This window comes from Deinococcus aquiradiocola, from assembly GCF_014646915.1.
In the GTDB taxonomy this organism is placed as follows: Bacteria; Deinococcota; Deinococci; order Deinococcales; family Deinococcaceae; genus Deinococcus; species Deinococcus aquiradiocola.
This window is the reverse complement of record NZ_BMOE01000005.1, coordinates 30,301-55,117: the sequence shown is the minus strand read 5'-3', so window position 1 is coordinate 55,117 and position 24,817 is coordinate 30,301. Positions and strand designations below refer to the sequence as shown.

General features: G+C 67.9%; 20 protein-coding genes. 18 read left to right on the top strand and 2 right to left on the bottom strand.

Annotation, left to right across the window (positions count from 1 at the left end):
* Window positions 1-36: 36 nt before the first annotated feature.
* Window positions 37-1,827: a M3 family oligoendopeptidase gene (locus tag IEY33_RS08965; RefSeq protein ID WP_188962545.1), complete on the top strand. Its 1,791-nt coding sequence runs from the start codon at window positions 37-39 to the stop codon at window positions 1,825-1,827.
* 59 nt (window positions 1,828-1,886) lie between these two features.
* On the opposite strand, the gene IEY33_RS08960 is transcribed toward IEY33_RS08965, so the two are convergent.
* Window positions 1,887-4,664 (bottom strand): NHL repeat-containing protein, encoded by a 2,778-nt coding sequence (locus tag IEY33_RS08960; protein ID WP_188962542.1) that lies wholly within the window; start codon window positions 4,662-4,664, stop codon window positions 1,887-1,889.
* 294 nt (window positions 4,665-4,958) lie between these two features.
* On the opposite strand from IEY33_RS08960, the gene IEY33_RS08955 reads away from it, so the two are divergent.
* The 15 genes from IEY33_RS08955 to IEY33_RS08885 all read left to right on the top strand — a co-directional run bounded on the left by IEY33_RS08955 (window position 4,959) and on the right by IEY33_RS08885 (window position 21,252).
* Complete coding sequence (locus tag IEY33_RS08955; protein WP_188962540.1) at window positions 4,959-6,245, top strand: 3-isopropylmalate dehydratase large subunit; 1,287 nt, start codon at window positions 4,959-4,961, stop codon at window positions 6,243-6,245.
* Window positions 6,245-7,264: a hypothetical protein gene (locus tag IEY33_RS08950; RefSeq protein WP_188962538.1), complete on the top strand. Its 1,020-nt coding sequence runs from the start codon at window positions 6,245-6,247 to the stop codon at window positions 7,262-7,264. The genes IEY33_RS08955 and IEY33_RS08950 overlap by 1 nt, the downstream gene beginning before the upstream one ends.
* 10 nt (window positions 7,265-7,274) lie before the next feature.
* Complete coding sequence (locus IEY33_RS08945; protein ID WP_229670890.1) at window positions 7,275-7,895, top strand: LysE family transporter; 621 nt, start codon at window positions 7,275-7,277, stop codon at window positions 7,893-7,895.
* A gap of 75 nt (window positions 7,896-7,970) precedes the next feature.
* Window positions 7,971-8,513, top strand: coding sequence for a 3-isopropylmalate dehydratase small subunit (locus IEY33_RS08940; RefSeq protein ID WP_188962535.1), 543 nt, complete (start codon window positions 7,971-7,973; stop codon window positions 8,511-8,513).
* Window positions 8,506-9,561: a 3-isopropylmalate dehydrogenase gene (leuB, locus tag IEY33_RS08935; RefSeq protein WP_188962533.1), complete on the top strand. Its 1,056-nt coding sequence runs from the start codon at window positions 8,506-8,508 to the stop codon at window positions 9,559-9,561. Before IEY33_RS08940 ends, leuB begins: the two co-directional genes overlap by 8 nt.
* 240 nt (window positions 9,562-9,801) lie before the next feature.
* On the top strand, window positions 9,802-11,529 hold the full coding sequence (gene ilvB / locus IEY33_RS08930) for a biosynthetic-type acetolactate synthase large subunit (protein ID WP_229670889.1): 1,728 nt from the start codon (window positions 9,802-9,804) through the stop codon (window positions 11,527-11,529).
* Entirely contained in the window at window positions 11,529-12,146 is a 618-nt protein-coding gene (gene ilvN / locus IEY33_RS08925; protein ID WP_188962530.1) for an acetolactate synthase small subunit, read from the top strand. The genes ilvB and ilvN overlap by 1 nt, the downstream gene beginning before the upstream one ends.
* Before the next feature lie 196 nt (window positions 12,147-12,342).
* Entirely contained in the window at window positions 12,343-13,353 is a 1,011-nt protein-coding gene (gene ilvC, locus IEY33_RS08920) for a ketol-acid reductoisomerase (RefSeq protein ID WP_188962528.1), read from the top strand.
* 199 nt (window positions 13,354-13,552) lie between these two features.
* A complete protein-coding gene (locus IEY33_RS08915; protein ID WP_188962526.1) occupies window positions 13,553-15,880 on the top strand; it encodes a DUF11 domain-containing protein in 2,328 nt (775 codons plus the stop codon).
* 243 nt (window positions 15,881-16,123) lie between these two features.
* Window positions 16,124-17,674, top strand: coding sequence for a 2-isopropylmalate synthase (locus IEY33_RS08910; RefSeq protein WP_188962523.1), 1,551 nt, complete (start codon window positions 16,124-16,126; stop codon window positions 17,672-17,674).
* Between the two features lie 3 nt (window positions 17,675-17,677).
* Window positions 17,678-18,259, top strand: a complete 582-nt coding sequence (locus tag IEY33_RS08905; protein WP_188962520.1) for a DUF5655 domain-containing protein — start codon at window positions 17,678-17,680, stop codon at window positions 18,257-18,259.
* 183 nt (window positions 18,260-18,442) lie between these two features.
* Entirely contained in the window at window positions 18,443-18,730 is a 288-nt protein-coding gene (locus tag IEY33_RS08900; RefSeq protein WP_188962517.1) for an antibiotic biosynthesis monooxygenase family protein, read from the top strand.
* Window positions 18,731-18,770: 40 nt separating this feature from the next.
* Window positions 18,771-19,127 carry a low molecular weight protein tyrosine phosphatase family protein gene (locus tag IEY33_RS08895; RefSeq protein WP_306415607.1) on the top strand — a complete coding sequence of 119 codons (357 nt, stop codon included), beginning with the start codon at window positions 18,771-18,773 and terminating at the stop codon, window positions 19,125-19,127.
* A gap of 43 nt (window positions 19,128-19,170) precedes the next feature.
* On the top strand, window positions 19,171-20,166 hold the full coding sequence (locus IEY33_RS08890; protein ID WP_188962514.1) for a lipocalin-like domain-containing protein: 996 nt from the start codon (window positions 19,171-19,173) through the stop codon (window positions 20,164-20,166).
* A gap of 159 nt (window positions 20,167-20,325) precedes the next feature.
* Window positions 20,326-21,252, top strand: coding sequence for a metallophosphoesterase (locus IEY33_RS08885; protein WP_188962511.1), 927 nt, complete (start codon window positions 20,326-20,328; stop codon window positions 21,250-21,252).
* A gap of 79 nt (window positions 21,253-21,331) precedes the next feature.
* Here the strand turns inward: IEY33_RS08885 and IEY33_RS08880 are convergent, their stop codons facing one another.
* Complete coding sequence (locus tag IEY33_RS08880; protein ID WP_188962508.1) at window positions 21,332-22,108, bottom strand: substrate-binding periplasmic protein; 777 nt, start codon at window positions 22,106-22,108, stop codon at window positions 21,332-21,334.
* Between the two features lie 181 nt (window positions 22,109-22,289).
* Here IEY33_RS08880 and IEY33_RS08875 point away from each other — a divergent pair, with 181 nt between their 5' ends.
* Window positions 22,290-22,925 carry a hypothetical protein gene (locus IEY33_RS08875; protein WP_188962506.1) on the top strand — a complete coding sequence of 212 codons (636 nt, stop codon included), beginning with the start codon at window positions 22,290-22,292 and terminating at the stop codon, window positions 22,923-22,925.
* A gap of 89 nt (window positions 22,926-23,014) precedes the next feature.
* Entirely contained in the window at window positions 23,015-24,709 is a 1,695-nt protein-coding gene (gene ilvD, locus IEY33_RS08870; RefSeq protein ID WP_188962503.1) for a dihydroxy-acid dehydratase, read from the top strand.
* Window positions 24,710-24,817: the final 108 nt, after the last annotated feature.

Below are 24,817 nucleotides of genomic sequence, written 5' to 3'. Positions count from 1 at the left end.
CGCCCAAACCCCGCGCCCGGCGTTCTAGACTGCGGCATGACGGCGAACACGCAGGCTCCGCTGACCCAGGAACCCCACTGGCGCACCGACGACCTCTACCCCGCCCTGGACAGCGCCGAGTACGCGGCCGCCGTGCAGGACGTCGCGGACCGGGTGACGGCCCTCGGCGCGCTCTTCGACCGGCTCGACATCCGCAAGGACGGCCAGCCGAAGGACCCGGCCGCCGCCTTCGACGAGGCCACCACCGCCCTGAACGCCCTGCTGAGCGCCATGACGCCCGTCCGCGCGTACGCGCAGGCGTTCGTGACGACCGACAGCCGCAACGACCTCGCGCAGGCCAGGGCCAGCGAACTCAGCACCCTCGCGCAGCCGCTCTCGAACCTCGGCACGCGCTACGAGGCGTGGGTGGGCGGCCTCGACCCCGAACACCTCACCGCGCAGTCCGCCGTGGCCGCCGCACACACGTACACTGTCCAGCGGGCCCGGTACGCCGCGCAGCACCAGATGAGCCCCGACGAGGAAGCCCTCGCGTCCCAGCTGAGCAGCAGCAGCAGCGAAGGCTGGAGCAAACTGCACGGCAACGTCTGCAGCCTCCTGAACGCCACCGTGAACGGCGAGACGCTCCCCGTCACCGCCATCCGCAACCTCGCCAGCCACCCGGACGCCCGCGTGCGCGCCGAAAGCTACGACGCCGAACTGCGCCTCTGGCAGACGGCCGAAGTGCCGCTCGCGGCCGCCATGAACGGCATCAAGGGCCGCGTCAACGTCCTCAACGCCCGGCGCGGCTACGCGGACGCCGTGGAACCCACCCTGCACGGCAACAGCATCGACCGCGACACCCTGAACGCCATGCAGCGCGCCGTCACGGCCAGCTTCCCCGACTTCCGCCGGTACTTCCGCGCCAAGGCCCGCCTGCTCGGCCACCAGGACGGCCGCCTCCCCTGGAGCGACCTGTTCGCGCCGGTCGGCACCTCCAGCCGCACCTGGACGTACCCGGAAGCGAAACAGTTCGTGGAACAGAGCTTCCGCACGTACTCCGACCGCCTCGCGGACTTCGCCGCCCGCGCCTTCCACGAGGACTGGCTCGACGTGCCCGCCCGCGCCGGGAAACGCGGCGGGGCCTTCTGCATGGGCTGGAAGAACGGCGAGAGCCGCATCCTCCTGAACCACGCGCCCAGCCTCGACAGCACCAGCACCCTCGCACACGAACTCGGGCACGGCTACCACAACCTCTGCCTCAAGGACCGCACGCCCCTCCAGAAATCCACCCCCATGACGCTCGCCGAGACCGCCAGCATCTTCTGCGAGACCATCGTGCAGCAGAACGCCCTCGCCAGCGCCCACGGCCAGGAACGCCTGTACATCCTCGAGACGGCCCTGATGGGCCAGGCACAGGTCGTGGTCGACATCCACTCCCGCTACCTCTTCGAGAACGCCGTCTTCGAAGCCCGCCAGAAACGCGACCTGTCCCCCGCCGAACTGAACGCCCTGATGCTCCAGGCGCAACACGACACGTACGGCGACGCGCTCGCCACGCAGCACTCCTACATGTGGGCCGTGAAACCCCACTACTACGGCAGCAGCTTCTACAACTACCCGTACACCTTCGGCCTGCTGTTCGGACTGGGCCTCTACGCCCGCTACCGCACCGACCCGGACAGCTTCCGCGCGCAGTACGACGACCTGCTCAGCCGCACCGGCATGAGCGACGCCGCCACCCTCGCCCGCGACTTCGGCATCGACACGCGCGACGAGGCCTTCTGGACGAGCAGCCTCGACGTGATCCGCGAAAGCATCACCGAATACGAAACCCTCGCCCGCACCTGAACAGCCAAGGACGACGGGCGGCCACCCACGTACGGTGGCCGCCCGTCGTTCATCCAACTTTATTTCAGCAGACTGAGATAGGCATTGCTGGAACTACTGTTCTCGAGTGAGATGACCCAGAGACCACCTGACGGGACTGGCGTACTATCAACGTAGGAACCGACTGGTACGTCCATTGTCTGGTTTGTTCGCGGATCGAATCTCCATATCGTATCTCCGCCTTTCTTGGTCATCCAGAGGATCTGGTTGCCGTCAAAGACCATATGATCCGCTTTACTGGAGTTATCGACAGCACTCAAGGTACCGGCAGCGGAGAGATTGATCAGTGATGTATCGTTCTTAATCCACAGTCCACCATCCGCCGCAACAGCATAGGCAGACGGAAACGTATTGGCGCCACCAATGCTGAGGAGTCTGTTCTCGCCACTTAGAGTCTTGAACTGCCTCACCTGTCTTTGCAGACCGTTGTCCAGGCCCGTGACATAGATGGTATCGCCCACAGGATTACGGTACAGCTGCGTGATGCCGTTATTCGTATTTTCGCTACGAACGCTGAGGAGCTCTCCAGAATTCAGATTCAGAGTGAATAGCTGATACCCATTTGCAAAATAGTAGAACCAGAGCTTGTTCTGAGAGTCAACGACTGCCGAACTACTGGAAAGGGAGAAAAGCACTTGGGAGAACGGCGAGAAAGAAACCGTCGTGCCGTCGTCATTCATCCTGAACACTTTTGAATTACCAACGAGAATGAGATTGCCTTCTGGGCTGCTCAAGACATTGACAGAACTTGAATCGATGTTCAACTTCGTATTCAGGATTGTTCCAGACGCGTTGATACGCTTAACAGGCAGGACATACTGACCTTGCGCAATGCCAGCCTGGGCATCACCAATCATCCAGAAGCCGTCGTGTGCTGGCGTTACTTTGACTGGCTCGTTATTCAGGGTTGAAAGTACTGCAGGACGGATTTCAATCGGTGTGCTGGAAGACGGCTCGATCATGTCAACACCAGACAGGCTGATCACCGTCCTACCCAGTGTTGAAGCTGAATTGGCCTGGAGTGTGAACGTCCCGTTTATCTTCTGGTTGGGTGTGGTCTGAACAGTTACCGGCTCTGCAAGCACACCCTGCGGGATTCCCTGCACTTTCAACGTGACCGGCCCGCTAAAGCCACGAACGCTCTGGAGCGTAAAGTCGATAGATTTCGACTGACCCTGGTAGAGATATCCGCTGTTTGAAGTGGGAAAGGAGATGACGTAAGCCGGAGTCGGTACCTGGACCGTCAGGGCTGAAGTGGTGGTTTTGCCGCCACCAGTAACGGTCAGCTGAGCGTTCTGAGAGCCGACCGCTGCGTTGCCTGAGGCCGTCAATACAATCTGCGCACTCTGCTGTTCCGTGTAGGTATTCCCGGCGAACGTCACAGTGGCCGTGGTAGCCGTCATCCCAGTAGGCAGTCCCGTCAAGGCGAGCTGCACCGCACCTTTATAAAAGCCCTGCCCGGTGATCTGAATCGTCAATGGCACCGACTGGTATCGTTCCACAGTCACACTTGACCCGGAAGGCAGCGCAGCAGAGATACTGGGCACGATCAGCGAGAGCGCGACTGGCAGCTTGCCGACTGTTGAATTTCCCTGTTTGGCAATCAGGTTCATTGAGCCATTGAAGCTGCTCGCTTCTGCTGCGGCTTTGAACGTCAGGACGGTCGTCAGCTTCTGAGTTCCGACCTTCAGGGGGCGGGGACCCTGCGCGGTGATTGCCACCCTGTCCATGAGGCTGCGGGTCTTGACGTTCTGGGTGCCGAGGGCCGGAAGCGTCACACTCGCGGGCTCTATGGTCAGGCCGGGAACGTCCGTACTCAGATCGATTTTCCCGCTGATGCCGCCGTCCTGGTAGAACGTCGCGTTCGCGGTGACACTTTCACCCGCCTTGATGGTCAGCGAAGGAGTGTCGAGACTCATGCTCACTGCGGCAGTCGCTTTTTTCAGCTCCAGCTGCACCCGCGTATCCGCTGGGGCTGACGTCATGGTGTAGTTGCCGTTGCTGTCCCCGTCGAGAATCAGGGCGTTCCACCCGGTCGCCATCTGCACGTTGAGTACGTATCTGACGCTGGGGTTGGCGCAGCTGATGGTGCCCTGGTAAGTCTGTGCGCTGTTGGCGTAGGTATGCAGAAGTACAGCTGTGCTGCTGCCCTGGGGGACCTCGAGAACGTCTCCGAGATAGTCGCCCTGGCTGCTGAAAAGCCCGAGGTCGGCGTCGTAAATCTTTCCGGTATTTCCTGCGCCGGTTCCGGTGTAGCTGCAGTTGGATCCGGCGGGAGGCAGGAAGGAATACAGCTCGGAAGCTGGAGGTGTGGTGAGCGGCAGGGTGACGCTGCCGTCGGCACTCACGTTGGCGGAGGTCAGGATGCTCTGGGAGAGGAAGACCCCGAGGACGCCACCTTTTGCCAGCGGGTCGCCGAAGGTTCCCTGCACCTTGTCCAGCGCCAGAACCTGCCCGGTAAGGGGGGTGTACGTTAGTGTTGCCGAACCGTTGCCGCTGCTCAGGTCTGCCGTCACCGGGGCAGGTGCGACAAAGTTGGCTATGGCTGCACCAGTCACGGTGTACTTGTCTTTTGGCAGGGCAGTGATGGTTTTGCTGCCGGTCACCGTGTCGTTGAATTTCACGTCACCGGCAGCGTTGGTCACCTTTACAGGGGCACTGTTGACTCCAGTGACGGTGATGTTCAGGTCGGAGGTGTTGACGACGGCGGGTGATGGCGTGGAGCCGCCGCAGGCTGTCAGTGCTGCGGCGAGTGCAGCCGATGTTAAGGAAAGAGGAAATGTTTTCATGTTGCTCACACATCTTAGCAGCGCTGTTCATGGGGCGTCAGAGCAACTGCCACAACGGCTGGATGCCGTGCCCTGCATGACTGTCTGCCTAAGCAACCCGTCTTGCTCCGGTGGGGTGCGGCGCGTACACTGCGGGGCGATGTTCACTGTGACTGCACGGATCGGGGGCCGCTTCGGTGGGGTCCTTCTTCTTTGCTGGGGGCAGTGAGCGCACCCGAGCGTTCGTCCGTCTGCCCCCCGACGCCCACGTGGTTTCGGGGGGTTCCTGTTGCGGGGCGGGCAGCGCGGGTGCGGGAGGCACGTATGGGAATGACGATTGCGGAGAAGATTCTGGCGGCCCATTCCGGGCATGAGTCCCTGGTTCCTGGTCAGTTGATCGAGTGCGCGACGGACTGGGTGCTGTGTCATGAGATCACGACGCCGGCGGCCCTGCGGATGCTGGAGGAGCGCGGGATGGATTCCGTGTTCAACCCGGATCAGATCGTGGCGATTCCGGATCACAGTGTGCCGGCCATGAACATCAAGGCGGCCACGATGTACCAGAAGCTGAAGAGCTGGGTGCACGAGAAGGGCATCAAGCACTTCTACGACGTGGGTCGTGGTGGGATCGCGCACGTGGTGCTGGAGAACACCGGGCTCGCGAAGCCGGGGCAAACGCTGGTGAGCGGCGACAGTCACACCTGCAACGCGGGCGCGCTGGGCATGTTCGCGACCGGGGTGGGGAGCACGGACCTGGCGGGCGCCATCTACGCCGGGAAGGTGTGGTTCAAGGTGCCGGAGACGATGCTGATCCGCGTGACGGGCGAGTTCCGTGAGGGCGTGAGCGCGAAGGACCTGGCGCTGGAGGTGATCCGGCAGATCGACGCGGACGGCGCGAACTACATGGTGATGGAGTGGGTGGGTGACACCATCGACCGTCTGGACATGGAGGGGCGGTTCACGCTGACGAACATGGCGATCGAGGCGGGCGGCAAGACCGGCATCATCGCGGTGGACGACACGACGCGGGCGTACATGGCGGCGCGTGGCGTGACGCCGGACCAGTACACGGAGTACACGTCCGACCCGGACGCGCACTACAAGGTGGTGCTGGACATTGACGTGTCGACGCTGGAGCCGACGGTGGCGTTCCCGCACATTCCGAGCAACGGTCGGGTGGCGGGCGCGGACCGCGTGAAGGTGTCGCACGCGTACGTGGGCAGCTGCACGAACGGCCGCATCAGCGACCTGCGTGAGGTGGCGCGCATCCTGAAGGGGCACACGGTGGCGGACGGCGTGCAGATGCTGATCGTGCCGGCCACGCAGCAGGTGTGGAAGCAGGCGGCGCAGGAGGGTCTGATGGAGATCTTCGTGGATGCGGGCGCGACCGTGAGCTACCCGAGCTGCGGGGCGTGCCTGGGCATGCATACGGGCGTGCTGGGGCCGGGCGACGTGTGCATCTCGTCCACCAACCGGAATTTCGTGGGTCGGATGGGTGATCCGACGGCGGAGATCTATCTGGCGTCTCCGGCGACCGTGGCGGCGAGTGCCATCACGGGCTTCATCTCGGACCCGCGTGAGCACAACACGCAGGCGGGAGCGGCCGACTGATGGGTGAGGCGAAGCGCAGGAAGCAGCTGGGCCTGATGCCGGAGGTGGAGAACCGCGAGGTGATCCTCTACAGGGACGGGCGCATGGAGGGGGACGCGCTGCCGGAGGCGGTACGGTCGCGTCTGGCGGCGTGGGCGGAGACGGGCGTGCGCTGGGACGCGCGGTACCGGACGACGTTCATCGGGACGGGCATTCCGCGGGAGCTGCTGAAGACCGAGGCGGAACTGATGGACATTCCCGTGCCGGACCGCATGCGGCTGCGGCTGGGGCTGCTGAGCGGGTCGGCGGCGTGGCTCGCGCGGGAGCTGGAGGAGAACCCGGACGCGTTCTTCGAGGAGGACGGGGAGACGCGTCGGCAGCTGAACATCCGCGCGACGGAGTACGACTACAACGGGAGCTGGGCGGCCCTGCCGGAGTTCGAGCCGGACTCGACGCTGCGGTACCTGATGCAGCACCCGGCGGTCACGGCGGATGCGGAGGGCGAGGATTTCGTGGCGACGCTGCGCCGGTCCGGCGGGGACGTGCAGGTGACGCTGGAGCCGGAAGCGCCCGCGGAGCACCGGGAGGCGCTGGAGCGCGCGGCCCTGACGCTGCTGGGCGAGGGGGACGAGGCGTGGCTGGAGGACCATCACGCCCTGCTGGACGAGGACCTGAGCGAGGAGAACGAGGGTTCGCCTGCCGCGCGGCGGTTCACGCTGCGGTTGACGCCGGTGCCGCTGGTGCTGTCGCCGACCGTGCAGGTGCTGGAGCGCAGCGGTGACATGGACGTGGTGTTTTGGCCGGGCGCCGAGGCGTACAGCATGGACGGCGAGTCGTGGCGCGCGTACCCGGAGCAGGTGGACCGTGACGCGCAGCTGCAGGCGCTGCTGGCGCAGATGGGTCTGGACGGCATGAATCTCGAGGACCTGCTGGGCGCGCCGCTGGACGCGGAAGGCGAGGACGGCGAGCTGGAGGACGGGCGGACCATCGACGCGGAAGTCGTGGAGCCGGACGGCGGTCAGCGGGACGGTCCCGCGTGAGGGGTGGAGCGTGCTGAGCACCCTGCTGACCGTGGCGGCCCTGCACACCCTGGTGCTGGTCGTGCCGGGACCGGACGTGCTGCTGGTGAGTCAGACGGCCGTCGCCCGGTCGCGCCGCGCGGCGCTGCTGGCCGGGGCGGGCGTCGTGAGCGGTATCGCGTGCTGGGCGGCGCTGGCGCTGCTGGGCATCAACGTGCTGTTCGAGCAGTTCGCGTGGGTGCACGGCGTCATCCGCGTGGCGGGCGGCGCGTACCTGCTGTTCATGGCGTTCACGCTGTGGCGCTCCAGCTTCCGGCGTGCGGAGGGCGAGGCGGCGCCTGTCCTCCCGGCGCGCAGTGACGCGCAGGCGTTCCGGAGCGGCTTCCTGACGAACATCGCGAACCCGAAGGCGGCGATCTTTTTCGGGAGCGTGTTCTCCAGCGTGCTGCCCGCGCACAGCGGGACGGGCGTCAAGCTGGGGGCCTTCGCGGTCATCGTGACGCTCAGCGTGCTGTGGTTCGCGCTGGTGGCGTTCGGGATGTCCACCGTGCGTCTGCAGTCCGCGTACCTGCGGGCGCGGCGCGGCATTGACCGCGTGGCGGGCAGCGTCATGGCGGGCTTCGGGACGCTGCTGCTGCTGGAGCGCGACTGACCGGCCTTCCTGCCTGCCGGGCCGCGTGCCGGGCGGGCTCTTCCCTCTTCTTTTCAGTTTCGACAGGAGGCGTTCATGCCGAAAGTTCATGTCTTTGACCGTGCGCACATCAACACCGACGAGATCATTCCCGCCCGTCACCTCACGAGCGACGTGGAGAGCGAACTGGCGAAGTTCGCGATGGAGGATTACGACAAGGACTTCGTGAAGCGCGTCCAGAAGGGCGACATCATCGTGGCCGGCCCGGACTTCGGGTGCGGCAGCAGCCGCGAGCATGCCGTGTGGGCGATCCGCGGGGCGGGCATCGCGGCCGTGATCGCGCCGAACTTCGCGCGCATCTATTACCGCAACAGCATCAACAACGGTTTCCTGGCGCTGGAGTGCGAGGGCATCGTGGAGGCCTTCCAGGACGGCGACGAGGCCGACCTGGACCTGAAGGCGGGCGTCATCACCAACAAGCGCACCGGGCAGGTCGTGACCTTCGTGCCGGTCGCGCAGTTCGCGCTGGACGTGCAGGCGGCGGGCGGCTGGCTGGAGTACATGAAGAGCCACACGCAGGCCGAGCTGGAAGCGGAGACGCTGGACGCCGTGAGCACCGAGGGCGGCCACCATGCCTAAGGTCGTGACGCTGCCCGGTGACGGGATCGGCCCTGAAGTCACCGCTGCCGCCGTGGCCGTGCTGCGCGAGGTGGCGCCCGACCTGACGTTCGAGGAGCACCTGCTGGGCGGCGCGGCCATCGAGGCGACGGGCGAGCCGTTCCCGCAGGCGACGCGGGACGCGCTGAAGACGGCGGACGCCGTGCTGCTCGGCACGGTGGGCGGCGCGCAGAACAGCCCGTGGAACCAGCTGCCGCGCCACCTGCGCCCCGAGTCGGGCCTGCTGGCGCTGCGCAAGGCGCTCGGCGTGTACGCGAACCTGCGGCCCGTGCGGGTCCAGCCGGGCCTGGAGCACCTGTCGCCGTTGAAGCCGGAACTGAGCCGCGGGGTGGACATCCTGATCGTGCGGGAACTGCTGGGCGGCATCTACTTCGACCAGGACCGCAAGATCGACGGGGACACCGCGTACAACACCATGCGGTACACGACGCCGGAGGTGGAGCGCATCGCGCGCATCGCGTTCTGGGCGGCGGAGCAGCGCAAGGGCCGCGTGACGAGCGTGGACAAGGCGAACGTGCTGGAGGTGTCGGAGCTGTGGCGGCGGGACGTGACGGCCCTGCGGGACCGGGAGTACCCGAGGCTGCACCTGAACCACGAGTACGTGGACAGCGTGGCGATGCTGATCGTGTCGGATCCCGCCCGTTACGACGTGATCGTGACGGAGAACCTGTTCGGGGACATCCTGTCGGACCTCGCGGCCGTGATTCCCGGCAGCCTGGGCCTGATGCCGTCCGCGAGCCTGGGGGACGGTCCGGGACTGTTCGAACCGATTCACGGGTCCGCGCCGGACATTGCCGGGCAGGGCGTCGCGAACCCGGCCGCTGCCATCATGAGTGCCGCGATGCTGCTGCGCCACGGGCTGGACCAGCCGCACGCCGCCGCGAAGATCGACGGGGCGGTGTCGCAGGCGCTCAAGACGGCGCCCACCCGCGACATCGGCGGGACGGCAGGCACGCAGGAGTTCACGGCCGCCGTGCTGCAGGCGCTGGGGCGCGCGGACGTCGGCTGAAGGGACGCCCGTGCGGGCTGCGTGCGTGCGCCGCGCACATCTAGACGGGGCGCGCGGCGCGGCTTGACCCTCCCCGGCCGGGCGCGTAAGCTTGCGGTATGTACGCGCTTTACACCTCCATCGTGGTGGTACTTCTTAGCTCCGGGGTTTCACGGCGCTAGAGGTTCGCGTGACGTTCAAACCCCCGCCCCACACCCAGGGCGGGGGTTTTCTTGTAGGGGCAACCACCAGAGGCAGGCCATGAGCGACACAGAACACGCCGGACCGCACCACCCCACCCAGGAACCCATGACCGGAGCGAAATCGCTCTGGGCGACGCTCGCCGCGCACGGCGTGGACACCGTGTTCGGCTACCCGGGCGGGGCGATCATGCCGGTGTACGACGCGCTGACGTACTACCCGGAGGTGCGGCACGTGCTCACGCGGCACGAGCAGGGCGCCATCCACGCGGCCGAAGGGTACGCGAAGGCGACCGGGCGGCTCGGGGTGTGCATGGCGACCAGCGGTCCGGGCGCCACGAACCTCGTGACGGGCCTCGCGGACGCCATGATGGACAGCGTGCCGCTGCTCGCCATCACCGGCAACGTCGCGCGGCACCTGATCGGGACGGACGCCTTCCAGGAGGCGGACATCACGGGGATCACGCTGCCCGTCACGAAGCACAACTACGTGGTGCAGGACCCGGACGACCTGCCGCGCATCGTGGCCGAAGCGATCCGGATCGCCACGACGGGCCGTCCCGGTCCGGTGCTGGTGGACATCCCCAAGGACGTGCAGATGGCGGCATTCGGCGGCGTGATCGTCGGCCCGCAGACGGAAGTGCCGCGCCTGGAGCCCCGCCGGGAAGCGGTCGCGGCGGCAGTGGAGCTGCTGCGCGGCGCGAAACGGCCGGTGCTGATGGTGGGCGGCGGCGCGCAGGGCGCCACGCCGGAAGTGACGGCGTTCGCTCGCGCGTGGCAGATTCCGACCATCACGACCCTGATGGGCCTGGGCGGCTTCCCGGCCAGCGACCCGCTGTGGCTGGGCATGCCGGGCATGCACGGCAGTGTCGCCGCGAACCGCGCCATCAGTGAGGCGGACGTCCTGATCGGGATCGGGCTGCGTTTCGATGACCGCGTGACGGGCCGCGTGAAGGACTTCGCGCGTCACGCGCAGATCATTCACGTGGACCTCGACGCGGCCGAGATCGGCAAGATCGTGCACACGCAGGTGGCCGTCCGCGCGGACGCCGCCGCCGCCGCGCAGGCCCTGACGGTGGACGCCGTGCCGTACCTGCACCCGGAGTGGACGGCGCAGATCGCCGAGTGGAAGTCCCGCGAGGAACTGCCGACCGCGTGGGGCGCCGGGTACGCCGTGAAGCAGGTCGTGGACCGCCTGCGTCCGGACGACATCCTCACGACGGACGTGGGGCAGCACCAGATGCTGGCCGCGCAGCTCGCCCGCTTCGAGAAGCCGCGCCGCTGGCTGACCTCGGGCGGGCTGGGCACCATGGGCTTCGGGTTCCCTGCCGCGATCGGCGCGGCCATGGCGGAGCCGGGTGTGACGAGCATCGTGATCGCCGGAGACGGCGGCTTCCAGATGACGGCGCAGGAGTTCGCGACCCTCACGAAGTACAGCGTGCACAACGTCAAGATCTGCATCATCAACAACTCCTTCCTGGGCATGGTGCGCCAGTGGCAGGAACTGTTCCACGGGCGGCGGTACTCGGAGGTGTACCTGGGGGACAGCAACCCGGACTTCCTGAAGCTCGCGGACGCGTACAACATCTCCGGGTTCCGCGCGTCGAGCGCCGAGGAACTCCCGGCCGCCATCGACGCGTGGCTCGCGCACCCGCGCTCCGCGCTGCTGGAAGTGGTCGTGCCGCAGGAGCACGGCGTGTTCCCGATGGTGCCCGCGGGCGCGGCCCTGTACGAGATGATCGAGAAGGACCCCAGCAGCCGGGACGGCGGCGCAAAGGTGGAGAAATAATGACGGGGCACAGTGTCGGCGTGGAGCAGGACCATCTGGTGAGCGTGATCGTGCGGGACGAACCGAAGGTGCTGACGCGCATCACGGCGCTGTTCGGGCGGCGCGCGTACAACATCAAGAGCCTCTCCGTGGGCAGCACCGAGAACCCCGGCCTGAGCCGCATGACCTTCGTGGTGACCGGCAACCGGGGCATCGTGGAGCAGGCCATGAAGCAGCTGGAGAAGCTGATCGACGTGGTGCACGTCATCGACCACAGCCTGGAGAAGTTCGTGGACCGCGAACTGGTGCTCGTGAAGGTCCACATCACCAACGACACGCGCGTCGAGGTGCGGCACATCGCCGAGGACTTCCGCGCGCGCATCGTGGACGTGGGCCGTCACGCCCTGACCTTCGAGGTGACGGGCGACGAGGGCAAGATCACGGCGTTCATCGAGCAGATGCGGCCCTTCGGGATCCTGGAGACCATGCGGACGGGCCGCGTGGCCCTCACGCGAGGCAGCAACGCCGACATTCCCAGCCACGTGTACCACGACGGCGAGAGCACCGGCCTGACCGCCACGAGCACCTCTGTCGCCCCGCGCGAACAGGAAGCGCAGACGGTCGAGAACCTGTTCTGAGTCCCGCTTGCCGCCGTCCGGGCGACGGCACGGGCAGCGCGGGCCGGGAAATCAGGCTAGAGAAGGACCCGCGCCCGCCTGCACGCACGCTCTATAGTTCCTTCCGTCGCTCCCGGCTGCACGCGGAGCTCAGGACCCCCACCCGCCCCCACTTCAGCCTTCACTTCATCAGCCTTCATTTCAAAGGAGCACGCACATGGCCGCAAAAATGTACTACGACAAGGACGTCCAGCTCGACCCCATCGAGAACAAGCTGATCGCCATCATCGGTTACGGTTCGCAGGCGCACGCGCACGCGCAGAACCTGCGTGACAGCGGCCTGAACGTGGTCGTGGGCCTGCGTGACGGCAGCCCCAGCAAGGCCAAGGCCGAGCAGGCGGGCCTGAAGGTCGTCAGCATCGAGGACGCCACCAAGACGGCCGACGTGATCATGATCCTGATCCCGGACGAGAACCAGCCCAAGACGTACGAGGAGAGCATCGCGCCTCACCTGACGGCCGGGAAGGCGCTGGCCTTCGGGCACGGCTTCAACGTGCACTTCGGGCGCATCACGCCGCCCGCCGACGTGGACGTGTTCCTGGTGGCCCCCAAGGGTCCCGGTCACATGCTTCGCCGCGTGTACGCGGACGGTGCGGGCATGCCGAGCATCTTCGCGGTGCAGCAGGACGCGACCGGCAAGGCCAAGGACATCGCGCTGGCGTACGCCCGCGGGATCGGCGGCACGCGTGCGGGCGTGCTGGAAACCACCTTCAAGGAAGAGACCGAGACGGACCTCTTCGGTGAGCAGAGCGTGCTGTGCGGCGGCGTGACGCACCTGATCCAGGCGGGCTTCGAGACGCTGGTCGAGGCGGGGTACCAGCCGGAGATCGCGTACTTCGAGACGCTGCACGAGGTGAAGCTGATCGTGGACCTGATCTACGAGAAGGGCTTCGAGGGCATGCGTCACAGCATCAGCAACACCGCCGAGTTCGGTGATTACGTGACGGGGCCGCGCATCATCACGGCCGACACGAAGGCCGAGATGGGCCGCGTGCTGGGCGACATTCAGAGCGGCGCGTTCGCGAAGCGCTTCATCGAGGACGCCGAGAGCGGCTTCCCGTACATGAACGAGCAGCGCGGCAAGATGCGCACCCACACTCTCGAAGTGGTCGGCAAGGAACTGCGTGACCAGATGCCGTTCATCACCAAGAAGGAACTGGAGGTCTGATCCGGCGTCCGGTGCGTCCCTGACAGCCTGACGGCCTGAATGGACCCCGGACGGCTGCAAGCAGCGCGGCCCGCCCCCGAGATGGGGGCGGGCCGCACGGCTTTGGTGTGTTCCCCCGTTCGGGGGGACGGCTGTGACGACCGTTGTCAGAATCATGTGAACTATTCCTCATAAGATGAGGACAGCCATGATCCCCTCCATGCCTGTCCGGACAACCCCGCAGCCTCCTCGCGGGCTGCGCTGGCGCTCCCCCGGCAGCCTGCTGACGCTGCTGTACCTGCTGCTCACACTGGCGGGCCAGGACGCGGCGGCGCAGAAGACCTTCGCGGCCCGGTACACGAACACGGCCGTCGCAGGCGACATCGTCCTGATCGGGAACGTCAATTACCACTGCACGACCGCCGCGCCCGCCACGGCCGCGCAGATCACAGCGTGCAACAATGCCAGGACGGGCGGCAGCATCACCAACAACAACACGTACATGGTGCCCGTCGACACGGACAGCGATCCCGCCACCAGCAACTCCAGCAGCGCGGGCCTGAACCTCCCGGCGGGCAGCAACGTGCTGTTCGCCGGACTGTACCTGAACGGCATCTCGGCCAGCGCCACGAACCGCGCGGCGGCCACGTTCGCCACGCCACTGGCGGGCGGCGCGCCGGTCACGGCACTCGCCGCGAACGTCGCTGCCGTCGGCAGCAACTACCAGTCGTTCATCGACGTGACGACGCTCGTTCAGGCGGGCGGCAACGGCGTGTACACGGTCGGCAACGTCGCGTCCACCGCCGGGGCGGGCAACTGGGGCGGGTGGACGATGGTCGTCGCGTACCGCAACACGTCGCTCGCCACGCGGAACCTCGCGGTGTTCGACGGGCTTCAGCAGGCCAGCAACGCGGCCACGCCGGTCGATATCGGCGTGAGCGGGTTCATCACGCCGAGCGTCGGGACGGTCAGGAGCACCATCGGCGTGGTCGCCTACGACGGGGACCGCGGCAGCCTGGAAGGCAGCGGCGCGGGCGGCAGCCTGCAGTTCGGGCCGAGCACGTCGAGCCTGTCGGCCGTGTCGAACGCCACGAACCCCGTGAACGACGTGTTCAACAGCACCATCACGGCCCTCGGCGCGGACGTGACGTTCGGCCGCACGCCCGCGTACACGAACACGCTCGGACTCGATATCGACACGCTGACGCCCAACACGCCCCTCCCGAACGGCAGCACGTCCGCCGTGGTGCGCGTGATCGGCACGAGCGGCGACGTCATCTATCCGGGCGTCATCACGCTCGCGACCGAGATCTTCGTGCCGAACATCAAGGACAGCCTGACCAAGAGCGTGACCGACCTGAACGGCGGCGCGACCGTGCCGGGCGACACGCTGGAGTACGAACTGGTCGTCAGGAACAGCGGCAACGACGGCGCAAAGAACGTGATCCTCACCGACCCCCTGCCCGGCAACGTGACGTACGTGCCGGGCAGCCTCGTGATCACCGGCTCGAACGCCGGCACGAAAACCGACGCGGCCGGCGACGACCAGGCCGAGTACGCGGGCGGGACGCGCACCGTCACGTTCCGGCTGGGGGGTGGCGCGACCGCCAGCGCGGGCGGACTGGTCCTCCCGAGCGAGGAGACGCGCGCGCGCTTCCGCGTGACCGTGAACGCGGCCGTGCCGGGCGGCACGAACATCGACAACACCGGCACCGTGAACTACAACCAGCAGACGCTCGGCACGGCCGTATCCGACACCAGCGACAGCGACCCGAACGCCGCCGGGGACCAGCCCGCCCGCGTCACGGTCGCCGGACCGGACCTGACCGTCAGCAAGTCGCACACCGGCACCGCACCGGAAGGCGGGACGGCCACCTTCACGCTGCGCGTGAGCAACGCCGGACTGGCCCCCAGTTTCGGGACGGTGACCCTCACGGACACGCTGCCCGCCAGCCTCACCGCCCTGAGCGTCACGGGAAGCGGGTGGACGTGCACGCTCTCACCGCTGCAGTGCACGCGCAGCGACGCGCTCGCCCCGGGCGGCAGCTACGCGGACGTGACGCTCACCGTGCGCGCCAACACCGGCACGAACGGCAACGTCACCAACACGGCCAGCGTCTCCAGCGCCAGCGAGGGCAGCGTCAACACCGGCAACAACGGCGCGAGCGACACCCTGACCGTGCAGCCCCGCCCGAACGTGAAACTCACCAAGTCCGTCCGCAACGTCACGACGGGCGCGGCGGCAGGCACGAGCGTGAATGCCAGCCCCGGCCAGACGCTCGAGTACTGCATCGCGTTCCAGAACACGGGCGGCGACGCGCCGAACTTCCAGCTGAAAGACGACGCGCCCGCCAACACCTCCGCCCTCACCGGCGCGTACGGGGCGGGCCTGGGCGTGCAGCTCACGCTGGGCAGCGCCGTCAGCACGCTCAGCAGCGCCGCCGACACGGACGCCGCGTCCCTGATCGGCACGCGCCTCACGTACACGCACGGCACGCTCCTGCAGAACCAGAGCGGCCGCGTGTGCTTCCAGGTGAGCGTGAACTGAACCGGGGTCCGGCCCGGCCCGTGAAGGGCCGCCGCGCTCCACCCACGGTGTAGACGACTGCCCTTGACCCCGCCCGCCCGCCCGCGTACTGTGGAGCCATGCAGATCGTCGCTTCGCTTCTTCTTACGCGCCTCCGGTGGAGTCAGGCGTAAGTTCGCGTTGCCAGACCTTCCCCCGGAGCCCCCGCGCTCCGGGGTTTTTTATGCACCGCCGCCCGAAGCCCCCACCCGCAGGAGGACAACCATGACCCAGTCCAGCAGCCAGCCCGAACGCATCCGCATCTTCGACACCACCCTGCGCGACGGTGAACAGAGCCCCGGCGTGGCCCTCAACCACCAGCAGAAGCTGGAGATCGCGCACCAGCTCGCGCGGCTGGGCGTGGACGTGATCGAGGCGGGCTTCCCCATCGCCAGTCCCGGCGACCTGGAGGGCGTGCAACGCATCGCGCGCGAGGTGCGCGGCCCGATCATCGCGGGCCTCGCGCGGGCCGGGCAGGCCGACATCGAAGCGGCCGCGCGCGGCGTGGACGGCGCCGACAGGCCCCGCATCCACACCTTCATCGCGACCAGCCCCATCCACATGAAGAAGAAACTGAACCTGGAGCCGGACGCCGTCGTGGAACGCGCCGTGCAGGCCGTGCGTCTCGCCCGAGGCTTCGTGGACGACGTGGAATTCAGTGCCGAGGACGCCACCCGCAGCGAGTGGCCGTTCCTCGTGCGGATCTTCCAGGCGGTCGTGGAGGCGGGCGCCACCACCGTCAACATTCCCGACACGGTCGGCTACACCACCCCCGACGAGATGCGCGCCCTGTTCGCGCACGTCCGCGAGAACCTGCCCGGCCACGTCATCCTGAGCAGCCACTGCCACGACGACCTGGGCCTCGCCGTCGCGAACAGCATCGCGGCGGCCGAGGGCGGTGCACGCCAGATCGAGTGCACCATCAACGGCATCGGTGAGCGCGCCGGGAACGCCAGCCTCGAAGAGATCGTGATGGCGTTCCACACGCGCCAGGACGTGTACGCCTACACGACCGGCATCGCCACGCGCGAACTGTACCGCAGCTCCCGCATGGTCAGCCGCCTGAGCGGCATGCCGGTCCAGCCGAACAAGGCCGTCGTGGGCGACAACGCCTTCGCGCACGAGTCCGGCATCCACCAGGACGGCGTCCTGAAGGCCCGCGAGACGTACGAGATCATGAACGCCGAACTGGTCGGCCGTGAGGCGGGCGTCCTCGTGATGGGCAAGCACAGTGGCCGCGCCGCGTTCCGCAAGGCGCTCAGCGACCTGGGCTACGAGATCGAGGAGGAGCGCATCAAGGGCCTGTTCGCGGGCTTCAAGGACCTCGCCGACCGCAAGGGCCAGATCTACGCCGACGACCTGCGCGCCCTCGTCGAGGCCCGCACCGACATCCCGCAGACCTTCACGCTCGAACGCTTCCAGATCACGTCCGGCAGCGACCTGCAGCCGCTCGCCTTCGTGCGGATCGCCACCCCGGACGGCGTGCACGAAGCGACCGCCAGCGGCAACGGCTCCGTCGAAGCGGTGTTCGGTGCCATCAACGCCGCCACCGGCATCGCCCCCAGCCTGGAGATCTACCGCGTGCAGGCCGTCACCAAGGGTTCCGAGGCGCTCGGCGAGGTCAGCATCACCGCCCGTCACGGCGAGACCAGCCTGCACGGCACCGGCGTCGACACCGACGTGGTCGCCGCGTCCGGCCGCGCGTGGCTGCGCATCATCAACCAGGTGGTCGCCGGGCAGGGCAAGTCCCGCGCCGTCACGCAGGGCACGGTGTAGGCCGTGCCGGGGCAGGTGGCCGAGAAGAACGCGAGAGCGTTCCAGGCCTATCTGGAGAACGTCCAGGCCAGAACGGGCCTGACCGTGGCCGACTTCCGCGCCCAGGCCGCCCAGAAGGGACTGACCACCCACAGGGAGCTGCTGGCGTGGCTCAAGACCGATCTCGGGCTGGGGCACGGGCACGCGCAGGCGGTCATCGCCACCATCCTGAACCCGGACCACAGTCAGAAGACCGCCGACGACCATCTGACGCCACTGTTCGCCGGGAAGAAGGCCCACTGGCGGCCGCTCTACGACGCCCTCATGGGGCACGTGCAGGCGTTCGGGCCGGACGTGGAGACGACCTACAGCAAGGCCTACGTGTCGCTGTTCCGGCCCAGACGCTTCGCCAGCCTGCACCCGGCCAGCGCGGACCGCTTCGACATCGGGCTGAACCTGAAGGGCGCGGAACCCGCCGGGCGACTGGAGGCGGCGGGCAGCTGGAACCGCATGGTCACGCACCGGGTACGGATTGCCGACCCGGCGGAGGTGGACGACGAGGTGTACGGCTGGCTGCGGCAGGCCTACGATCAGCATCAACCCTGAGACCATGGGTCCTGGCCGGGCTGGCCCTTTCTCGTGCCGTGCGCGGCACTGGCCGTGCGGCCGGGCATCCGGCACAGGTCCGGCACTGACGTTTCCGGGCGCGGGTCGTCGGTTGCACCGCTTCATGGCCGGGGTTAAGGCACATCAGTAACCTGCACCCCCTCGGCCTGACAGAATGGACGCATGGTCCTCGAAATTGCCACCATTGTGCTGAAGCCCGGCAACGCCGACGCGTTCATCTCGGTCATGCCGGACGCCTTTCCCTTCGTGGAGAGCACGCCCGGGTACGTACGGCACGAGCTGCACCGGGGCGTGGAGTCGCCCGACACCTTCACGCTGCTGATCTGGTGGGAGACGCTGGAGGCACACACCGTGACGTTCCGGGAGTCGGACCGCTTTCCGGCCTGGCGGGCCGTGTGGGGACACCTGATGGAGTCGGCCAGCATCGTGCACGTCACGCAGGTGTACTGACATCCGGGAGGAGACGCCTGCCGGTTCACGGGCACTGCGGGTGGTGTTCGTGTGCACGCAGAACAGGCTGCGGTCCCCGACGGCGGAGGTCGTGTTCCGGGACACGCCAGGGTGGGAGGTGACGTCGGCAGGGACGGAGCGTGACGCGCCGACGCCCGTGTCGCGCGACCTGCTGGAGTGGGCGGACGTGGCGGTCTGCATGCAGAAGGTCCACCGTGAGCTGATGCGCCAGCGGTTCCGTGGGGCGCTGCCGGACGACCGGATGCTGACGCTGGGCATCCCGGACGACTATGAATTCATGGACGCGGAACTCGTCGCGCTGCTGCGGAGGCTGGTGCCGGGTCGCCTCTCGCACCTGCGGCCCAGGGCCGGGGAGGGGGATGGTCGGGGCCTGTAGTCTGCCGTGCGGTGTTCGCGCGGCGCGGCCCGTACAGTGACGCATGCGTGCCCGGATCCTGCTGGCGTCCCTGATGTGCGTTCCCGTCCTGACGGCGTGCCTGCCACGCGCCGAGAGGTTCGACGGTGCCCGAGTGCCGGAAGCGTCGGCACTCGGCCCGAACCGTGCCGCGACGGAATGGTGGTACGTGTCCGCGTACCTGCCGGACACCGGTCAGGCGTTCCACTGGGCGCAGTTCAAGGTGAACTACCAGGGCGTGCCGTACAACGTGGCGCACGTGGCCGTGACGGACCTGAACACCGGACAGGTGCAGTTCCTGGAGAACCGCGCGCCGGGGGCGACGTTCACGTTCCCGCCCCTGCGGGTGCGGCAGGGCGACTGGTCCCTCACGCAGGAGGGCGCGGGCAACACCGCCGGGTTCCGGCTGGTGGCTGGCCCGCTGGACGTGACGCTCACGCCGCAGAAGGGACCGGTCGTTCATCCGCCCGGGTACTCCGGGACGCCGGAAACGGGGCAGCTGTACTACCAGAGCGTCACGCGACTCTCGGTGGGCGGCACGGTGGCCGGGCGTGCCGCGCGGGGCACGGCATGGCTCGATCATCAGTGGGGTGATCAGCAGCCGGGCCGGACGGCCCTGTGGGACTGGTTCGGGGTGCACCTGTCGGACGGGTCGGACCTGATGCTGTACCGCGTGCGGACACCGGACGGCCGGGTGGTGCAGCTGGCCGGGTCGGAGGTGGGCGCGGACGGCGTGGCGCGCGCCGTGGGGAACGTCAGCATGACGCCCGCACGCACCTGGGTGTCCGGGAGTGGCCGGACGTACGTGCTGGACTGGACGGTCCGGTCCGACCGGGGAGAGCTGACGCTGCGGGCCGTGAACGACACGCAGGAACTGCTGGCACGCAGCACCTTCGTGGCGTACTGGGAGGGTCCGGTGCGCGGCGAGGGCCGCTGGGGCGGAAACAGCGTGACGGTGGACGGGATGGGTGAGTTCGTGGGTGGCCCGCTGAGCGGCGCGGAACTGAGCCGCACGCCCTGACTTCCTCGCGTCCACCCTGGGTGGCGGCCGCTCCGGTGATGCCGCTCTGCAGGTGCTGACGGTCAGTGCGGGCGTCCCGAAGACGCCCGTGCCGCGTCCGGGGTGCGGGTGTCGGGTGTCCCTGTGCGGCATTCATGTGGGAGCGCTACCCTGGCGGGCATGACGCCCGCCTCGCCTGCCCACCGCTTCCCTCACCTCAGTCGCCGTCAGGTGCTGGCGTGGGGGCTGGGCCTGGGGCTGGCGGGGACGGGCGTGGGGGCCGCGCAGGGGTACGCGCCGCCCGAACTGAGCCGCGTGCAGGCGACCCTGCCGGGCCTGGAGTCGCCGCTGCGGGTGGCGGTCCTGACGGACCTGCATTACGGGCCGTTCATCCGGGAGGCGCAGGTGCGGGCGTGGGTGGATCTCGCGCTCGGCGTCCGGCCGGACGTGACGCTGGTGGTGGGGGATTTCGCGGACGTGCCGCTCGCGTCCGGCATGCCCGGCCCGCTCGCGCGGCAGCTGGCGCGGCTGCGCGCGCCGCTCGGCGTGTACGGCGTGTGGGGCAACCACGATTACGGGTGCTTCGGGCGCTTCGATCAGCCGTACTCGGGCGGCCCGCGGGACGACTGGCAGGACGTGCGCGAACGGTTCCGGCAGGAACTGGCACGCGGCGGGCTGCGCGTCCTGACGAACGAGGGGCTGTCCCTGCGGCCGGACGTGTGGCTGGGCGGGCTGGACGACCTGATGTGGGGCGCGCCGGACGCGCAGGCGGCCCTGCACGGCGCACCCACGCAGGCGGCGCAACTCCTGATGATTCACGAGCCGGACGCGCTCGTGCCGCTGGCCGGAACGCCCGCGTGGCGGCCGGACGGGCTGGCCGTGTGCGGGCACACGCACGGCGGGCAGGTGCGCCTCCCGCTGCTGGGCGCGCCCGTCGTGCCGAGCGCGTACGGGCAGCGGTTCGCGCAGGGCTGGGTGCGCGGCGACCCGTCCGGGGACAGGCCGGGCGCGCGTGCGTACGTGAGCCGCGGCCTGGGCCTGAGCGGCATTCCCTTCCGGAACCTCTGCCCGCCGGAACTGGTGCTGCTGGACCTCCACCCCGCCTGAAGGGAACTGTAGGGAACGGACGAGGCGGGCGACCCGGTACTCTCCGGTCGCCCGCCTCATTCCTGTGCTTCAGTGCCGGTCAGCTGCGTTTGCAGCTCACGTCCGTCCCGAAGTACTTCTGGCTGAGTTTCGCGTAGCGTCCGTCCCGCATGACCTTGATCAGGCCGATGTTCAGGGCGGAGCGGGTGGAGGTGTTGCTGTCGGCGGTCGCCATGCCGATCGGGACGTTGAAGAGCACGGGTCCCCACACGGTCGGGTACTTGGGGTACAGGCGGTCCAGGGTGGGTTTCATGATGAGGTACCCGAAGGTCGCGTCGATCTGCCTGGAGAACAGGGCGAGCGTCACGTCGCTGATGGTCGGGAAGACCTTGACGGTCTTCTGGAAGGGGAGTTTCGCGACGTAGCTTTCCATGATGGTGCCGGACGCGACGCCGATGGTCTTGTTTTCGAGGTCGGTGTGCAGCTGGATCTTGGGGTCGGCGGAGATGACGCTCACGCCGCCGCACAGGGTGGGCTGCGTGAAGTCGACCTTCTGCTCGCGGGTGCTGGTGATGGCGAGGGCCGCGACGGCCACGTCGGCCCGGTCGTCCTGCAGGGCCGGGAACAGCTGGCTGCTGGGCGCGTGCTGCACGTCGAGTTTCAGGCCCATGTCGGACGCGATGGCGCCCAGCAGTTCGATCTCGAACCCGGCGTTCACGCCGCTCGTCACGAAGGTGAAGGGCGGCAGGTCGGCGGGCGCGAGGACGCGCAGCACGCCCTCGGCACGGATGGCGCTGAAGGTGCGGGCGGACGCGGTGGAGGCGAGGAGGGCAAGGCTGCACAGGGCGAGGCGGGCGAGTGGGGAACGGTTCTTCATGGGACTCCTCTGGGACAGTTGCAGACGGTCAGGGCGTGGCCTGAACGCAGAAAGATCGCTCTTCATTTGGTCTTCATCACTGTAGGGCGCGCGGTCTGACAGGACTCTCACCGAGCGACTCCACATCACAGCTTTCCGGCCGATACGCATTCCATTAACGCCCCGGCGGGTACCCTGCGTCATGACCGATGCACGCTCCCGCCCCGCGCGGCCCGGTGGCCTGCGCGTCCTGGGTCTGATGCTGGCCCTGCTGCCCCTCTGCACGGCCTGCGCGCCCACGCAGGCGAGCGCGCCCGCAGGGACGTTCCTGCCGCTCGCGCAGGACCTCGCGCGCATCTGCGACGGGAACGCCCGAGTCACGGTGAGCGGTGAGCTGCTGTGGGACGCGCCGGACGGCCCCGAAACGCAGGCCGCGCCGTACCTCGTGGCGTGCCGCTCGTTCACGCTCGGCAACGACGGCCGCACCGTGCACGTGCAGGACGACACGCTCGCGCTCGCCCTGACGCACTTCGACCCGGACGCGCACTTCATGACGTACTACGCGGACCTGCAGGTGCGTTTCCCGCAGCCGGGCGTGCTGAGCGCCGACCCGACAGACAGCGTCCCGGACGCCCTGCAGGAGCAGGTGCGGGCCGTGCGCGTCACCGTGACGCGGGACGGCCTGCCGGACCACGCGCTGCTGCAGGGCGGCGCCGTCACCCCCCTGCGCTACGACCCCGGCGTGCCGCTCACCGTGACCGTGGCGGGCGAGGCAGTCCCGTGGCCGGTCGTGCGCGTGCAGGCTCAACGCGGCCTGATCGAAGCGCCGCTGCGCTGACCCCGCTCAGCCTACAGCGACCGTCGGGCCGCGCACACCTGTCTGAAACGCCGCCCGCACCGCGCGCCCCGAGGGTCTAGACTCGGGACATGACGGACACCACGAGCAGGAAGAAACTGAACTGGAACAGCCACCACGTCACGCAGGGCGACGAGCGCGCCCCGAACCGCGCGATGCTGCGCGCCGTGGGCTTCCAGGACGGCGACTTCGAGAAACCCATCATCGGGGTGGCACACGCGCAGAGCAACATCACGCCCTGCAACAACGGCCTGGGCGAACTGGCAGGGCACATCACGGGCGCCATCACGGAAGGCGGCGGCATGCCGCAGGTGTACGGCACCATCACCGTGTCGGACGGCATCAGCATGGGCACCGAAGGCATGAAGTGCAGCCTCGTGAGCCGCGAAGTGATCGCCGACAGCATCGAGACCGTGTCGCGCGGGCAGAGTCACGACGGCGTGATCGTCGTCGGCGGCTGCGACAAGAACATGCCCGGCGCCATGATCGGCATCGCGCGCCTGAACATCCCCGCCATCTTCGTGTACGGCGGCACCATCAAACCCGGCCACTACGGCGGCAAGGACCTCACCATCGTCAGCGTGTTCGAGGCGGTCGGCGCGTTCGGCGCGGGCAAGATCAGCCGCGAGGACTTCACCGAGATCGAGAAGCGCGCCTGCCCCGGCAACGGCAGCTGCGGCGGCATGTACACCGCGAACACCATGAGCAGCGCCTTCGAAGCGATGGGCATGAGCCTCCCGTACAGCAGCACCATGAGCGCCGTGGACGCCGAAAAGGCCGTGTCCAGCGCAGACAGCGCCCGCGCCCTGCTGAACCTCGTGGCGCAGGACATCCGCCCGCTCGACATCCTCACCAAGAAAGCCTTCGAGAACGCCATCACGGTCATCATGGCCGTCGGCGGCAGCACCAACGCCGTCCTGCACCTCATGGCCATCGCGCACGCCTGCGACATCGACCTGACCCTCGCCGACTTCGAACGCATCCGCGAACGCACCCCCGTCTTCTGCGACCTGAAACCCAGCGGCCAGTACGTCGCCACCGACCTGCACGAAGTCGGCGGCATCCCCCGCGTCATGAAAATGCTCCTCAGGGAAGGCCTGCTGCACGGCGACTGCCTCACCGTCACCGGCAAAACCATCGCCGAGAACCTCGCGCAGGAACAGGACACGCCCAGCGAAGGGCAGGACGTCATCCGCGCCTTCAGCGACCCGCTCTACACCGAAGGGCACCTCGCCATCCTGCGCGGCAACCTCGCCGAAGAAGGATCGGTCGCCAAGATCAGCGGCCTCAAGAGCATCAAGATCACCGGCCCCGCCCGCGTCTTCAACAGCGAAGAAGAATCCATGCACGCCATCATGAGCGACCAGATCCGCGCCGGTGACGTCCTCGTCATCCGCTACGAAGGCCCCAGAGGCGGCCCCGGCATGCGCGAAATGCTCTCCCCCACCAGCGCCATCATCGGCAAAGGCCTCGGCGACTCGGTGGGCCTCATCACCGACGGCCGCTTTTCGGGCGGCACCTTCGGCCTCGTCGTCGGCCACGTCGCGCCCGAAGCGTTCGTGGGCGGCACCATCGCCCTCGTCGAGGAAGGCGACACCATCGAACTCGACGCCGAAACCCTCACCCTCACCTTGCACGTCCCGGACACCGAACTCGCCCGCCGCCGCGCCGCATGGGTACAGCCCGAACCCCGCTACAAGCGCGGCGTGCTCGCCAAGTACGCCAAACTCGTCAGCAGCGCGTCGGTCGGCGCATATACCGACTGATACGATTTTGAGCTGACTTCTGGAGTTCAGCCGAGCGGAACGAGTGTCAAAAAGCACGTTTTTGATCCGATTCCAGGGATGGCGGAAACACCGCCGACATCCCTTCTT

Bases quoted from the DNA above. Each gene is read 5' to 3' on its own strand.
- IEY33_RS08900 (WP_188962517.1), top strand. From the start codon at position 18,443: ATGGTCCTCGAAATTGCCACCATTGTGCTGAAGCCCGGCAACGCCGAC.
- IEY33_RS08955 (WP_188962540.1), top strand. From the start codon at position 4,959: ATGGGAATGACGATTGCGGAGAAGATTCTGGCGGCCCATTCCGGGCAT.
- IEY33_RS08890 (WP_188962514.1), top strand. From the start codon at position 19,171: ATGCGTGCCCGGATCCTGCTGGCGTCCCTGATGTGCGTTCCCGTCCTG.
- leuB (WP_188962533.1), top strand. From the start codon at position 8,506: ATGCCTAAGGTCGTGACGCTGCCCGGTGACGGGATCGGCCCTGAAGTC.
- IEY33_RS08910 (WP_188962523.1), top strand. From the start codon at position 16,124: ATGACCCAGTCCAGCAGCCAGCCCGAACGCATCCGCATCTTCGACACC.
- IEY33_RS08965 (WP_188962545.1), top strand. From the start codon at position 37: ATGACGGCGAACACGCAGGCTCCGCTGACCCAGGAACCCCACTGGCGC.
- ilvC (WP_188962528.1), top strand. From the start codon at position 12,343: ATGGCCGCAAAAATGTACTACGACAAGGACGTCCAGCTCGACCCCATC.
- IEY33_RS08885 (WP_188962511.1), top strand. From the start codon at position 20,326: ATGACGCCCGCCTCGCCTGCCCACCGCTTCCCTCACCTCAGTCGCCGT.
- ilvD (WP_188962503.1), top strand. From the start codon at position 23,015: ATGACGGACACCACGAGCAGGAAGAAACTGAACTGGAACAGCCACCAC.
- IEY33_RS08915 (WP_188962526.1), top strand. From the start codon at position 13,553: ATGCCTGTCCGGACAACCCCGCAGCCTCCTCGCGGGCTGCGCTGGCGC.
- IEY33_RS08880 (WP_188962508.1), bottom strand. From the start codon at position 22,108: ATGAAGAACCGTTCCCCACTCGCCCGCCTCGCCCTGTGCAGCCTTGCC.
- IEY33_RS08950 (WP_188962538.1), top strand. From the start codon at position 6,245: ATGGGTGAGGCGAAGCGCAGGAAGCAGCTGGGCCTGATGCCGGAGGTG.
- IEY33_RS08875 (WP_188962506.1), top strand. From the start codon at position 22,290: ATGACCGATGCACGCTCCCGCCCCGCGCGGCCCGGTGGCCTGCGCGTC.
- ilvB (WP_229670889.1), top strand. From the start codon at position 9,802: ATGAGCGACACAGAACACGCCGGACCGCACCACCCCACCCAGGAACCC.
- IEY33_RS08940 (WP_188962535.1), top strand. From the start codon at position 7,971: ATGCCGAAAGTTCATGTCTTTGACCGTGCGCACATCAACACCGACGAG.
- ilvN (WP_188962530.1), top strand. From the start codon at position 11,529: ATGACGGGGCACAGTGTCGGCGTGGAGCAGGACCATCTGGTGAGCGTG.